Source organism: Vibrio sp. Of7-15, from assembly GCF_022347565.1.
GTDB lineage: Bacteria > Pseudomonadota > Gammaproteobacteria > Enterobacterales > Vibrionaceae > NORP241.
Genome location: NZ_JAKRGH010000010.1, coordinates 70,528 through 84,234, shown reverse-complemented (window position 1 = coordinate 84,234; position 13,707 = coordinate 70,528). Strand labels below are relative to the sequence as shown.

Here is a 13,707-nt window from a genome sequence, read left to right as displayed (position 1 = left end):
CTTAGCCATATAAGGGCCTAAGAAGATAGGAACGACTTGGATCGTTATTGACTGCAAACCGAGCATTTTGGTTGCTTAGGCAGCTTCATTTCACGCCAAGACATGGACATGGCATCCAACATTAAAAGTTTTCCAGAGATGGTTTGTCCCATGTTTGCTATTACTTTAATGGTTTCTAATGCTTGAACCGCGCCAATAATACCCACGACTGGAGCCATGATCCCCGCTTCTACGCAAGTTAATGCTTGTTGTCCAAAGAGGGCACTCAAACACTGATAACAGGGTTCATTGTCATCTTGGTAGGTATAAACGCTGACTTGGCCTTCCATGCGAATTGCGGCACCAGATATTAACGGTGTTTTCGTTTTAAAACATAAACGGTTGAGCTGGTTTCTGGTTTCAACGTTGTCGCTACCATCTAAAACGGCATCATGTTGCGCTATTAGCTCTAACAGCTCATCATCATCCAAACGCTTATCAATGGTGCTGATGTTGGTGTGTGGATTTATTTTTTGTAATGAGCTGGCCGCAGAAGCCACTTTTTTCATTCCAATGCTGGCATCATTGTGAAGTACTTGGCGTTGTAAGTTGGAAAGCTCAATCACATCATCGTCGATCAGGGTAACATTGCCTATACCAGCTGAAACTAAATACTGGCTAGCAGCACAGCCTAATCCACCTGCACCTAAGATCAGAACCGAGCTGTTTTTTAATGCTTCTTGGCCGTCAAAATCAAATTGGCGCAAAATGATCTGGCGGTTATAGCGAAGCATTTCTTGATCTGACAGTTCTTGCACTATCATTTCCTTTTAAATAATCGTTTTGCTTAAAAAAGAGTGTGGTTGAATAATTGGATATTTACTTTTTCGCCCGCTTCCACACGGCCACGCTCACGCTCTAGCACCACAAAGCAGTTAGCTATGCTCATGGAGCTGAATGCACCTGAGCCTTGATTACCTGTAGTGGACACTTCAAATTGGCCTTGCTCATTAATGCTGTAAATACCGCGTTGGTAGTCGGTGCGTCCTGGCACTTTTTTGAAGCGGCTGGTGGCGGTGGCGGGAATCGATTCCATAGCTTTCCACTCTGTATGGCCAGATAATTTCGCCAGCATTGGTTGAACCAGTACGTACATGGTAAGCATTGCAGAGACTGGGTTACCCGGTAATCCACAGAACCAAGCATCATCCAATGAACCAAACGCAAAAGGTTTACCTGGTTTGATGGCCAGTTTCCAAAAACCAATTTCCCCGATTTCTTCTAAAATATCTTTAATATAGTCGGCTTCACCCACACTAACACCACCTGAGGTGATCACCACGTCGGCTTTACTTTGTGCTTCCACAAATGTTTGTTTTAGCGTTTCGAAGCAATCGGGAATAATGCCGAGATCAACGGGTTCGCAGCCAAAATTTTCAACCAGCGCTTTAATGCCATAACGGTTACTGTCGTAGATTTGGCCATCTTCCAAAGTTTCGCCTAATGAGCGAAGTTCATCACCCGTTGAGAAAAAGGCCACTTTGGGTTTGGCATACACGCTGACCGTCGCTACGCCCAATGATGCTAACAAAGGAATGTCGCGCGGAGTTAAGCGTACACCTTTTTTAATGACCGTGTCGCCTTGATGAAGATCATCACCGATCGGACGGATGTTATTTTGATCTTCAATGTCTGTGTTTAAAAACTTTACGCCAGTATCCGTTTGCTCTGTTTGCTCTTGCATCACCACAGCATCGCAGCCTTCTGGAATTTTTGCGCCAGTCATGATGCGAATGCAGCTGCCCGTTGGCCATTCACCTTCAAATGGGATGCCAGCAAAGGATTTTCCTGCAACGGTTAATGTATCTGTTGTTTTTAGATCAGCCCGGCGAATGGCGTAACCGTCCATGGCGGAGTTTGCGAATGGCGGTACGTTAATAGGAGAGCGAACATCTTCAGCGACAACGTAGCCAATGGCTTCTGGTAAAGGGGTATCAATTGTAGTGGTGATAGGAGTGATATTTGCGAGGATTTTTTCCATTGCAGTTTCAATTGGCATTAGGCCCGGTGCGTCACAACAACCCATATGTATTCCCATTGTTATTTTGTCGATTTATAGAGTTTATTACCTGCACGATGTCGTTTTATGAGTAATTTGGCAGGTATATTGTAGTGGCACATTACCACATCGTCGCCCTTTACTGTTAATATCCACATCAAATTCGAGGTGTAATTACCCTAAATAGGGAGTATCCTTGCCACCTAGAATTTTTTGTTATTGTAATCGTGGGCTTTCTTCAAATTACAATAACGCTTGTATATTTGGTTAGTCGTTGTAGTTAGAGGGAAGATAATGCCAGCATTAAGCGAAGCCGCAATTAAGGTTAGAGATGCTCTTGTGGCTCGTGGTTTAGAAACACCAATGAAGCCAAATGAGATCTGCCGTGACGAGAAAAAGGAAAAGATTGAACACCATATGCGTGAAATCTTAACCTTACTGTCTCTTGATCTTAGTGATGATAGCCTTGAAGAAACACCGCATCGCATTGCGAAAATGTATGTGGATGAAATATTCTCTGGGCTAGATTATGCGAACTTCCCTAAAATTACCGTCATTGAAAATAAGATGGGCTGCGATGAAATGGTACGAGTAAAAGACATTACTCTGACCAGTACTTGTGAGCACCATTTAGTGACGATAGATGGTTTAGCTACGGTGGCTTATATTCCACGTGGCAAAATCATTGGTTTATCAAAAATTAACCGCATTGTTCGTTTCTTTGCGCAGCGCCCTCAAGTACAAGAGCGCATGACTCAGCAAATCTTGGTTGCATTGCAGACTTTGCTTGAAAGTGAGGATGTTGCCATTACCATGGATGCAACGCATTACTGTGTGAAGTCTCGTGGTGTGATGGATGCAACCAGCACCACAACCACAACTGCACTAGGTGGTATCTTTAAGCGTAATCCTGCTACTCGTCATGAGTTCTTACACGGTATTCGCTAGCCGATAATAAAATATTGTGTGAAAAAGGTCCTTCGTAGGGCCTTTTTTATTACCTGAAAATGCTCTGTTGTTCGTAGAATCTTTTTACATGTAAAAAATCGTTGTACGCGTGCTGTGCCGAGTAGCCAACAAACCCAGATGGATGTCGATTGGGTTGTAAAACCGCTTGTAGTTTGGCGTCTGGGTTGATCAAAAAAATCTCTAATCCGTGACTCACGCTGTAATTAGGGTTTGTTTCTTTTTCTTTCTCTTCAATATGTATTTTCATGCCCAGTTTGTTTTCAAATGTGGACGTTTCTTGTTTCTCTTCATTGCGTAGCCCTAAAAAATCAGGGTTAAAATAAGCAAGGTACTCTTTAATGTGAGAGGCGGTGTCTCGATATGGATCAACGGTATAGAATGCAAACTGCACATTGTTGATGTTATTTTCATTCAGTAGGTTTGAAAACTGGGTCATGGTTACTAACGTGAGGGGACAAATATCGGGGCAATGAGTATATCCATAAGAGATGACATGCCATTTTCCCCGCAAGCTGCTTGCTGTAAAAGGCGTATTGTTATGATCGTTTAACGTGAAATTGCCAAGTGGCTCAGCGTTAACCAGTGTTACCCCCATGATCTTCGGAGCATACACCTTGTTAGTGTGCAGTTGAAAAGCTGCCGCTGTGATTAAAAATAAACACAATACGACCGTTAAGAATACTTTAAGGTGCAGTGATTTGATCATACTGTTTCCTTTTAGCCTGTATCTAGGGTCATGATTGAATAAAAGAAAAAAGCCGATTTAGCATTACATAGTCTGATTCGATGGCCATCATAATGACAAAAATGACGATGCTAATAGGAGGCACAAACAGTACTAATTTGAGTGACAATCGCTCCCATGAAACGTGCATGAAAATGGATAAGATAGCGCCAGCTTTTAGTAGCATGAAGATGATGATCAATGACCACCTTGTATAGCCTTGTACATGAAAATAATCGACTAAATAGGAAAAGGTACTTAAAACAAAAAGTAGCCCCCATACTTTAAGGTACAGGCTAATAGGGTGTTGCTCTGTTTCTTGATTCATGGTTCCACCTCACCATAGGTAAAAGAACGCAAAAATAAATACCCACACCAGATCAACAAAGTGCCAGTACAGCCCGGTAATTTCGACAATTTCCCCTTCTTTACTTTGGTACTTATTGTCATTAATACGCTTGGCCATAATAAGCAGTAGGACCACGCCCGCAGTGACATGTACGCCATGAAACCCAGTGATCATAAAGAAGGCAGCCCCAAACTGAGCCGCTCCCATAGGGTTTCCCCACGGCCTGACCCCTTCTTCCACAATTAATTTGCTCCACTCGAAGGCTTGCAGGCCAACAAATGATGCTCCCAATAATGCGGTGATAACCATTAGATAAACGGCGGCTTTGGTTTTACCTCTGTACGCATAATTAACCGCCATTGCCATGGTTCCACTACTGGTGATCAGAATAAACGTCATGATGGCGATTAAAATTAATGGGAGGTGTTGCCCGGCAATGACCATTGCAAAAATTTCACTAGAAAGTGGCCAGCTTTCTGTTGTGCTCATTCTTGCACTCATGTAACTGGTTAAAAAGATACTGAAGATGAAGGTATCGCTGAGCAGAAATACCCACATCATCAATTTACCCCACGGCATAGCAAAAGCTTGTTGATCCGCAGACCAATCATCCACAACACTTTGCCAGCTTTGAGGGGAATGAGTTTTTTTAGAAGTCATTTTTCCTCCTAAAAACCGCACAATTGGGCGATGTTTTTGTAGGTTTCAGGTGAGGCTGTTAATAAAGCAAATAGGAACAACCACACACCAAATAAGTAATGCCAATACCAAGTGCACAACGTTAAGCTACGGTGAAAGGAATGGTGGTCATGGGTTTGATTCAGCTTGAAAAGAACCTTGAGCAGCACAAAAATGCCGCCAATTAAATGCAGGCCATGTATTCCGGTAAGCAGGTAAAAGTAGCTATTGGCAGGGTTTGAATTCAGTAAATAGCCCTGACTGGTTAACTGCAACCAAACGTAAACTTGCCCATAAGCAAAGGCGAGGGTTAATGCACCGCTTAAAAATAGCAGCCATAAGGCCAAGCGATGTTGTTCAATTTTGGCTTTATTAACAGACCAATGCATAAAACCACAGGCGAAAAGGAGTATTACCGTGTTCCACCAAAGCAGTGTTGGTTGGTTCAGAGGCAACCAAGGCGCGCCTGATAAAGCTTGAAAATCAGGGGATTGTGATCGAGACAAAAAAGTGATCGTGAATAAAAGAAACAGCACAGTAATGACGGCTAAGAAAAAAAATAGGGCAATTTGCGCCGGGTTGCGCTGTGTTTGCAACGCTTCACTGACAGGTGGCTGACTCGCTTCAGAAGTCCAAGGCTTTTCCGTAATTTTTTGGAATAGGTTCATTATTCGCCTCCATGTTTATGTGGCGGATTCATTTCCACTTGAGCCAGTGAAAAGTTTTGCGGAATAAAGTCATCTTTCACATCGGGCACGCTGTAGTCGTAGGCCCAGCGATAAACAGTGGGGATCCGTTCTCCCCAATTGCCATGAATTGGTGGCGTTTCTGGTGTTTGCCATTCTAGAGTAGTGGCCTGCCACGGGTTGCTTCCAGCGGGTTTACCTTTAAAGAGACTCCAAATAAGGTTGATGATAAAAATGAGCTGAACGAGCGCAACAATGATAGCCGATACAGTAATACTGGCGTTTAAAGACAGGGTGGATTCTGGAATAAAATCCGTCGAGCCTAGAGCGAAGTAGCGTCTTGGCACCCCAAGAAAGCCTAAGTAATGCATGGGCAAATAGACGGCGTAAGTGCCTAAAAAGGTTCCCCAAAAATGAAATTTACCCATGCCTGTGTGCATCATTTTGCCAGTAACTTTGGGGAACCAGTGATAAATGGCGGCGAACAGTACCATGATTGGGGAAACACCCATCACCATGTGAAAGTGGGCCACCACAAAAAAGGTGTCGGATAGAGGAAGATCCACCACCACGTTTCCTAAAAATAATCCGGTTAATCCGCCATGGGTGAAGGTAAAAATGAAGCCAATGGAAAACAGCATGGGCACGGTTAAATGAATGTTTCCTTGCCATAGGGTTAGGAGCCAGTTGTACACTTTTATTGCTGTCGGTACCGCAATGATTAAGGTGGTCGTAGCAAAAAAGAAACCAAAATAAGGGTTCATGCCACTGACGTACATGTGGTGTGCCCACACCACAAAACTGAGTCCACCAATGGCGACGATGGCCCATACCATCATTCGATAGCCAAAAATGTTTTTACGAGCATGAGTGGCAATGACATCCGACACCATACCAAATGCGGGTAAGGCTACGATGTACACTTCTGGGTGGCCAAAGAACCAAAACAGATGCTGAAATAAAATGGGGCTACCACCGCCATAATCGAGATTTTCCCCGAGAGATAGCAGGGCGGGCATGAAGAAACTGGTGCCGAGTAGCTTATCAAACATCATCATGATCGCACTTACTAGCAGAGCAGGGAAAGCCAGCAGACCCAATATCGTCGCGACAAAAATACCCCAAATGGTCAGTGGCATGCGCATTAATGTCATGCCTTTGGTTCGGGCTTGCAGGATAGTGGTTACGTAGTTGAGCCCGCCCATAGTGAAAGCGATAATAAAAATGGCGAGGGAGATGAGCATTAAAATGATCCCACCGTCGTTACCGGGAGTCCCGTCTAACACCGCTTGTGGAGGGTAAAGAGTCCAACCTGCACCAGAAGGGCCACCAGTGACAAAAAAGCTGGCGACCAACACAATAACAGACAGTAAATAGGTCCAGTAGCTGAGCATGTTCAAATAAGGAAACACCATATCTCTAGCCCCTATCATCAGAGGGATGAGGTAGTTCCCAAAGCCACCTAGTAGCAAGGCGGTGAGTAAATAAATCACCATAATAATGCCGTGCATGGTGACAAATTGAAGGTAATCGCTTGGGTCGATAAATGAAAATTGATCCGGAAAACCAAGTTGTAGGCGCATTAATACCGAGAGCACAAGTGCAATTAGGCCAACAGCGATGGCAGTAATTGAATATTGTATGGCGATCACTTTGTGATCTTGGCTCCAAATGTATTTTGTTATAAAACTCGAAGGAGCAGGGTGGTTATCGTCGGTATCTGTCATATTTTGGTGCGCCATGGTTATCACCTAATATTTGGGTTTGGAGACAGCTTTTTGCATTGTACGTTGAATGAGATCAGGGATTATCCGGTGTGGGTAAGGCGTTCATGTAAGCGAGTAAATCATCGATAGATTGGTCATCTTGAAGTAGCTTCGACATTAGAATCATCTGAGCACCGTAAATATCACCAGAATGGTTTCCTCGGATGTTTGACTGGTAATTCTTTATTTGCTGTTTTAAATACCAGTCGTGTTGTTGTGCGATATTAGGTGCATTCATTGCACGGTTACCTTCACCATGTGAACCGTGGCAAAGGGCGCAATTTCGGAACACTTTTTCACCTCTTTCAGCATCCCCTGTTTGGGTTTTATCCTTTACGAAACTAGAAGGAACGGCAAGAGAGTGTATGTAAGCAGACACATTGCGGATGGCTGTTTTATCCGGTAACACTGCCGACATTGCGGCCATTTGTTGGCCATAGGTATCGTCTTTGTGAGTACCGCGAATTTTGTTTTTATAGTAAGAAAGCTGTCGCTCAAGATACCAAGCGGCTTGGCCTGCTAGTTGGGGGGCGTGTAAGTTTTTATTGCCTTCACCATTTACGCCATGGCAAGCAGCACATGCCGTGTATAAGGCCTTCCCGGCAGTAAGATCCGCTGGTGGTGTGGCAAGAAGCTGTGCAAAGGTTGTTTGCTGGTTAAGCCAAGTTTGGTAGTTTTCTTCTTCTTCCACCACAACACGCCCACGCATGGTGTAATGAGCCATTCCACAGAGTTCTTCACAAAGAATGTCGAATTGTCCTAATTTGGTTGGAGTAAACCAAAGGTAGGACACGATGCCGGGCACTAAGTCCATTTTTACGCGAAACTGTGGTACAGCGAAGTTGTGCAGTACATCATGAGAGCGTAACAGCACTTTTGTTGGACGGTTGACAGGAAGGTGAATTTCATTGCTAGCAATTAACACATCATCTTGTCCAAATGGATCGTTTGGGTCGATACCAAAGGGGTTTTCTTCACTGACTAAAGCAACCGCAGTACGCCCTAATTGTTTATCTTCCCCTGGTAGGCGGTAGCTCCAATACCATTGTTGGCCAATGGCTTCGACGGTGTGCGCCTCTTCAGGAACAGAGACAAATTGAGCCCAAACAAATAGCCCTGGGGCCAACATAGCAACTACCCCTACAGTCGTCGCAAGGGTTAACCAACCTTCTAGTTTCTTATTTTCAGGCTCATAATTTGAACGTCGGTTTTTGTTATAGCGGTAACGAAATACCACATAGGCAAGAAAACCATTGACAGCAACAAAGACAATCCCGGTTACCCAGAAAGTAATGTTAATCGTGGTATCTATGGTGCTCCAGTTAGAAGCGAGCGGTGTAAACCACCAAGGGCTAATAAAATGAAAAACCAGAGATCCAATAACAAGCAAGAGAATTACAATCGCTACTGCCATAAGCTATCCCACTCCGCATTACGATTACGGAAGTGATTATGGTGCTGGCTCTTTTCATTGGTTCTGTTCGATGCCAAGCACCTTATTGTTAATTTACTTATTTAAAATAGACTATAAATCTTTAGGGCATCAACTTCATAAAGCGTTTGAGTTTGTCTTGAGCAACAATTACCCAGTAGGGTGTGGCTGATCCTGTTCCCGCAGGATGAAGCTGTGGGTGGCACTTGACGACAAATTCTACTTGGCGTTCTTGGCTCGGTGTCACATCAATAAATAAAATGTGTTTACCTTGATGGAGCAATTCTTGAAATCGGACAAAATGAATGTTAGTGGTTTGAATGCCAACTAAACCGCCTTCCCATATAAAAAAACAAAAAATAATAACGGCAAGAAATATAAAAGGAAGCCAACCTACGGCGCTATTTGTCCACCCCATCAAACCTGCAATAATTAGGCTGATAATGGCAATAACGAAACCAATAATAGAAAAAACTTCAGTGGAATGAACGATATCTTGTTTTAAAAAAGGATCAACAGCGTGTAAATGGTGTTCTTCTAGTCCTTTATCATCTTCACTTAAAACATGGACTTGTGGTTTTATAATTCCTTTTCTTTCCAGCTCATATTCCACATGTTCTAAATCATTTAAATCGTCAGTAACGTAATAATGCCTGACCATATCCTGCTCCTTTACAAGCAAAGACAACAACAGTACGGCTAAATAATACAAATTATTTATGGATACCAGTTGATTTATATTGATAAATTTATAAAGTATAGCAGAAGTAGCTTTGGACGATGAATACACCACAACCTTTTACTAATAATACGCCTATTATCGATGTTATTTGCCTATATGAATCGTGTTTGGCAAAAGTGTGAAATATTCATTTTGGTTTATACTTAGTATTCATTTGTTTACGTTATATATAGCGTAGAGTTGTGTGGTTGTTGTTGTATTTGGGTTGTCATTTAGTCGCTTGTAATGTAAATAAACAATAAGTGTCGGCAATTTCTTACATTTATATATTGCTGGTTTAAATCGGTCAGGTTGTGTTAGGGAATACAATATGAATAAATACATGAAGTTAGCAGTAGTTACAGGCGCTTTACTGTCTGTGTCTGCTTGTCAGAGCACCAGTGAGCCAAGAGAGATTGAAAGCGCAGCAACCAATAAAGCAGAAAAAAGTGTTGATAGTTTGGCTGTGTATGAACAATCAAAACAAACCTACGAACAGTGGTTAGTCACATTAAAAGATGCAAAATCTCTGAAATTGTATTCAGAAGATCGCTACGATGACCTTCTAGAAGCGTGGTCAGAAGCGGTCGACATTTATGAAGATTTCTCTGATGATCCATCAAAAGCAACAGAAGAATACTCTCTGTTCTCGTCAGGCAGCTACGCACAGAAATTTAATGCCGAAATTGCCACAGTAGAAAAACAGCATAAAGCGCTATTGGCACTAAAAGAGAAAGCAGATTCATTATTGGCCGATTCTATTGCTCAAATGGAGTACCTGAACCAAATTAATGCCAAAAGCCACTTTAAATCAGATTACAGCCGTCTAGCGAATAAATACAAATACCTCTTTGAATACGTCGCTGATGGCGATATTGATGACGCTCAAACGGCTCAAGCTGTCTTCTTGCGTGACGCTAAGAAGCTAGAAGTGAAAACTGTGCTTAAAGTGCATATTTCTCCACTAGAAAAAGAGATTCGTCAGCTAAACAATAAAGGCTTTAAATCCCTTGCTGCGATCAGTTATGCACAAGCAAAAGCTGTGTTAGCCTCGGCAACAAGTTCTGTAAAAGCCAACCCTCGTGATACGGATCTGATCGAGCAATCTGTTGCAAAAGTGAAATTTGAAATTGCACACGTAACGAATATTGCAGGTGAAGTGAAACGTCTAAAAGCAACGGATTCAAGAAAATATGAATCTGTTATTTTGCAAATGGAAAATAAGCTGCTAGATATTTCGAAAGCGGTGGATGGCTCAGATTTCCGTGATCAGCCAATTCGTGTTCAAACAGAACGTATTGTTGAGCAAATTGAGCAAATGCATGGTGATAACAACACCGATATATTAGAAAAGAAAATTGCAGAACTTGAAGCGTCATTAAAACAAGCGGATGAAAGTTTGGCACTTTCTAATGAGCAAAAAAATGCAACCGATGAAAAAATTGATTTGTTAGAAAAACAAATTAAATTGAACGAAGATCACGTTGCTCGTTTAAATAAAGTGATTGCGAGTTATGAAAATGGTGGTAATGGTAAGGTTGCTCCAACAAAAACTGCGGCTGCTAAAGTGAAAGCTGCAGAAAAACCAGTAGCTGAGCAAGTAGCTGAAGCCGTTGAAGAAGTAATTACTCCAACTGCAACCGCAGCTGTCGAATAATATTTAATTTATAAAACGATATTATTTTATTAAGGGCTTTGCATTATGACAAAGCCCTTATTTCAAAATGGGAATTGCCTTCTTATTTTGAGAATACTTTTGCAAAACCTCCTCTTTCTTTTATTTCCTATCTTTATAAAACAATCACTTAATATTACTCCTAGATGGCATATTTATTGAAGGTTCATTTATTTTATGAATGTGCAATATAAATACATCGAAATTAGCCTCTGGGTTTTGCTTCGTATTTGATATTCGGCGGGCTAAATAATTCGTTTTAGTCTTGGCGGGGTATGTATGAAGATTGGAACAAGAATCATCTTAGCGTGTGTCATGTTATGTGCTGCAGGTGTGATAACCAGTGGTGGGTTCGTTGCGTGGCGTGCTAGCACGTTGTCTGAACAGGCCATTGCCGATAGAGCTGCAAGTCAGCTGATCTCTGTTCGGGAAATTAAAAAAGATCAAGTCAGTAAATATTTTCGTGATATTAGTGAGCAGCTCATGACGTTTGCAGATGATGTGATGATCATCAACGCGATGCAAGAATTTGAACATGAGTTTGATAAAGTGCCGGAGTCTGAAGTTGGTGCTGAGGGTGAAAGGGCGTTAAAAAATTATTATACCAACGAGTTTTCACGGGTTTATCGAGATTCAAACCAACAAAGATCAGCTAATGCATTAGATAGGTTAAACCGAGTCTCTGAGAGTGGTAAAATTTTACAGGCCATCTACATAGGTAAAAATTCAAATCCACTGGGTTCTAAGCATTTACTTGATAGAGCGGAAGGTGGGGCAGGATACCATGATGTTCATAAAGAGTATCATGCGTCTATTCGGCATTTTTTAGAGGCGTTTGGTTATTACGACATTTTTTTGGTGACTCTTGACGGTGATATTGTTTATTCCGTTTTCAAAGAGCTCGATTATGGTACGAATTTATTAACTGGCCCTTATGCTAACAGCGGTTTAGCCGAAGCCTTTCAGCAAGCCCGAAATATGTCTCCCGGTCAGTCAGCGATGATTGATTTCAAACCCTATTATCCTTCCTATGAAAGCGCTGCTTCTTTTATGGCCTCGCCTATTGATGATCATCGTGGTGGTGTGGCTGGTGTGTTGGTGTTTCAAATGCCAGTGGATCGAATTAATGACATGATGACTTTTTCGGGCCGTTGGACGAGCGCAGGATTGGGGAATTCTGGGGAAACCTATTTAGTGGGTGATGATAAATACATGCGCAGTCAGCCAAGGTTTTTATTAGAAGATAAAACAGGCTATTTAAACATGCTGTCAGAGGCTGGTTACAGTAGCGCAGAACGTTCTGCCATTGAATCAAAAGAAAGTGCGATAGGGTTACAGAAGTTGGAAACATCAGGCGTGTTGGCGGCGTTGTCAGGACAAACAGGGGTCGATATCCTCACTGACTATCGGGGTGTGGAGGTGATGTCGGCTTATACACCGATTGATCTCTTTGGCCACCGCTGGGCATTAATGAGTGAAATTGATAAAGATGAAGCATTAAAAGATCTAGTAACGCTTCGGGAGTCTATGCTGACATCATTGCTGATGATTTGTATTGGCTTGGTATTTGTGGCGGCGATTGCGGCTTATTTCCTTGGGGGCAGCATCAGTAAGCCTGTACAAGCTATGATCGATAGGATCATCCAGATCAGTGACAACAAGGATCTAACGCTGCGTTTACCGGATCAAGGAAAAGATGAAATGTCCTCTTTAGGCCGATCGTTAAACGGCTTATTTGGCTTGTTGCAAAATATCATGGCGGACTTTGCAAGTGCAGCGGATGTACTGAATAAGTCTGCTCAAGACATTTCTAAAGACATGAGTGAATCGAGTGTGGTGACGACGGAGCAATCAACCCAAGCAGATTCAGTTGCTACGGCAGTGAATGAAATGGCGGCCTCTGTTCAAGAAGTGGCGCAATTTGCTGGTAGCGCCTCTACTACTGTTCAACAGGCAGAAGATCTGAGTATGACAAGTAGCAAAGTAGGGGAAGAATTAGGGACCGAAATGGGGCAGCTACTTGAACAAATGGCTCAGGCAACCAGCTCTATTGAGCGTTTGAGCAAAGAGAGTGAATCCATCGGTGAAGTTTTGGATGTGATCCAAAGCATTGCCGAGCAAACTAACCTATTGGCGTTGAATGCCGCCATTGAAGCTGCAAGGGCGGGTGAGCAAGGGCGTGGTTTCGCTGTGGTAGCCGATGAAGTACGTTCGCTGGCCAGTCGAACTCAGGCCTCAACGGAAGAGATCCGAACCAAAATTGAAGCTCTACAAAAAGAAACGCGTGAAGCGGTGGGTTACATTGATGTGGCAAACCAATCCGTTACGAAAGGTACTAAGCGGGTAGAAGATAATGGCGCGATGCTGCAACAGATGACAGAAATGATCATCAATATTAATGAAATGAGTACACAAATTGCTACCGCAGCCGAAGAGCAATCTTCTGTAACTGAAGAGATCAGTGGCAGTATTACCGCTATTGCCGACTCTGCTGTTCAGGTTTCGGAAAAAACGCAAAGTATTGATGAGGTAGTTGGGCAATTATCGGAACAATCCGTTGAACTGCACCAGAAAGTTGATCAATTCAAGTTCTGAGTTTTGGTTAGTTAGATTAGCGGAGAAACACCACAGGAAACGAGAAGGCGCAAATCGAGTTGGATTTGCGCCTT

The 13,707-nt window shown here is 42.7% G+C and carries 12 protein-coding genes; 3 read left to right on the top strand and 9 right to left on the bottom strand.

The window, feature by feature from the left end:
- Positions 1 to 44: 44 nt before the first annotated feature.
- Positions 45 to 797: a molybdopterin-synthase adenylyltransferase MoeB gene (moeB, locus tag MHO82_RS12725; RefSeq protein WP_239184324.1), complete on the bottom strand. Its 753-nt coding sequence runs from the start codon at positions 795 to 797 to the stop codon at positions 45 to 47.
- Between the two features lie 29 nt (positions 798 to 826).
- The gene (gene moeA / locus MHO82_RS12720) at positions 827 to 2,065 is read right to left on the bottom strand and encodes a molybdopterin molybdotransferase MoeA (protein ID WP_239184323.1); all 1,239 of its coding nucleotides are present in this window, start codon (positions 2,063 to 2,065) and stop codon (positions 827 to 829) included.
- Positions 2,066 to 2,332: 267 nt separating this feature from the next.
- Here moeA and folE point away from each other — a divergent pair, with 267 nt between their 5' ends.
- Positions 2,333 to 2,986, top strand: a complete 654-nt coding sequence (gene folE / locus MHO82_RS12715; protein WP_239184322.1) for a GTP cyclohydrolase I FolE — start codon at positions 2,333 to 2,335, stop codon at positions 2,984 to 2,986.
- A gap of 49 nt (positions 2,987 to 3,035) precedes the next feature.
- Here the strand turns inward: folE and MHO82_RS12710 are convergent, their stop codons facing one another.
- The 7 genes from MHO82_RS12710 to MHO82_RS12680 all read right to left on the bottom strand — a co-directional run bounded on the left by MHO82_RS12710 (position 3,036) and on the right by MHO82_RS12680 (position 9,432).
- Positions 3,036 to 3,713 (bottom strand): SCO family protein, encoded by a 678-nt coding sequence (locus MHO82_RS12710; RefSeq protein ID WP_239184321.1) that lies wholly within the window; start codon positions 3,711 to 3,713, stop codon positions 3,036 to 3,038.
- A gap of 28 nt (positions 3,714 to 3,741) precedes the next feature.
- The gene (locus MHO82_RS12705) at positions 3,742 to 4,059 is read right to left on the bottom strand and encodes a cytochrome C oxidase subunit IV family protein (protein WP_239184320.1); all 318 of its coding nucleotides are present in this window, start codon (positions 4,057 to 4,059) and stop codon (positions 3,742 to 3,744) included.
- 9 nt (positions 4,060 to 4,068) lie between these two features.
- The gene (locus MHO82_RS12700; RefSeq protein WP_239184319.1) at positions 4,069 to 4,740 is read right to left on the bottom strand and encodes a heme-copper oxidase subunit III family protein; all 672 of its coding nucleotides are present in this window, start codon (positions 4,738 to 4,740) and stop codon (positions 4,069 to 4,071) included.
- 8 nt (positions 4,741 to 4,748) lie between these two features.
- Positions 4,749 to 5,426: a cytochrome c oxidase subunit 3 gene (locus tag MHO82_RS12695; RefSeq protein ID WP_239184318.1), complete on the bottom strand. Its 678-nt coding sequence runs from the start codon at positions 5,424 to 5,426 to the stop codon at positions 4,749 to 4,751.
- Positions 5,426 to 7,186 carry a cbb3-type cytochrome c oxidase subunit I gene (locus MHO82_RS12690; protein WP_239184317.1) on the bottom strand — a complete coding sequence of 587 codons (1,761 nt, stop codon included), beginning with the start codon at positions 7,184 to 7,186 and terminating at the stop codon, positions 5,426 to 5,428. The genes MHO82_RS12695 and MHO82_RS12690 overlap by 1 nt, the downstream gene beginning before the upstream one ends.
- Before the next feature lie 58 nt (positions 7,187 to 7,244).
- The gene (gene coxB / locus MHO82_RS12685; RefSeq protein ID WP_239184316.1) at positions 7,245 to 8,624 is read right to left on the bottom strand and encodes a cytochrome c oxidase subunit II; all 1,380 of its coding nucleotides are present in this window, start codon (positions 8,622 to 8,624) and stop codon (positions 7,245 to 7,247) included.
- Positions 8,625 to 8,745: 121 nt separating this feature from the next.
- Complete coding sequence (locus MHO82_RS12680) at positions 8,746 to 9,432, bottom strand: NAD/FAD-utilizing enzyme (RefSeq protein ID WP_239184315.1); 687 nt, start codon at positions 9,430 to 9,432, stop codon at positions 8,746 to 8,748.
- A gap of 262 nt (positions 9,433 to 9,694) precedes the next feature.
- Here MHO82_RS12680 and MHO82_RS12675 point away from each other — a divergent pair, with 262 nt between their 5' ends.
- Entirely contained in the window at positions 9,695 to 11,020 is a 1,326-nt protein-coding gene (locus tag MHO82_RS12675) for a hypothetical protein (protein WP_239184314.1), read from the top strand.
- A gap of 297 nt (positions 11,021 to 11,317) precedes the next feature.
- A complete protein-coding gene (locus MHO82_RS12670; protein WP_239184313.1) occupies positions 11,318 to 13,633 on the top strand; it encodes a methyl-accepting chemotaxis protein in 2,316 nt (771 codons plus the stop codon).
- The last annotated feature ends 74 nt before the right edge of the window (positions 13,634 to 13,707 follow it).

Excerpts from the sequence above, each read along its gene's own strand:
- moeA (WP_239184323.1), bottom strand. The coding sequence starts at position 2,065 with ATGGGTTGTTGTGACGCACCGGGCCTAATGCCAATTGAAACTGCAATG.
- folE (WP_239184322.1), top strand. The coding sequence starts at position 2,333 with ATGCCAGCATTAAGCGAAGCCGCAATTAAGGTTAGAGATGCTCTTGTG.
- MHO82_RS12710 (WP_239184321.1), bottom strand. The coding sequence starts at position 3,713 with ATGATCAAATCACTGCACCTTAAAGTATTCTTAACGGTCGTATTGTGT.
- MHO82_RS12705 (WP_239184320.1), bottom strand. The coding sequence starts at position 4,059 with ATGAATCAAGAAACAGAGCAACACCCTATTAGCCTGTACCTTAAAGTA.
- MHO82_RS12700 (WP_239184319.1), bottom strand. The coding sequence starts at position 4,740 with ATGACTTCTAAAAAAACTCATTCCCCTCAAAGCTGGCAAAGTGTTGTG.
- MHO82_RS12695 (WP_239184318.1), bottom strand. The coding sequence starts at position 5,426 with ATGAACCTATTCCAAAAAATTACGGAAAAGCCTTGGACTTCTGAAGCG.
- MHO82_RS12690 (WP_239184317.1), bottom strand. The coding sequence starts at position 7,186 with ATGGCGCACCAAAATATGACAGATACCGACGATAACCACCCTGCTCCT.
- coxB (WP_239184316.1), bottom strand. The coding sequence starts at position 8,624 with ATGGCAGTAGCGATTGTAATTCTCTTGCTTGTTATTGGATCTCTGGTT.
- MHO82_RS12675 (WP_239184314.1), top strand. The coding sequence starts at position 9,695 with ATGAATAAATACATGAAGTTAGCAGTAGTTACAGGCGCTTTACTGTCT.
- MHO82_RS12670 (WP_239184313.1), top strand. The coding sequence starts at position 11,318 with ATGAAGATTGGAACAAGAATCATCTTAGCGTGTGTCATGTTATGTGCT.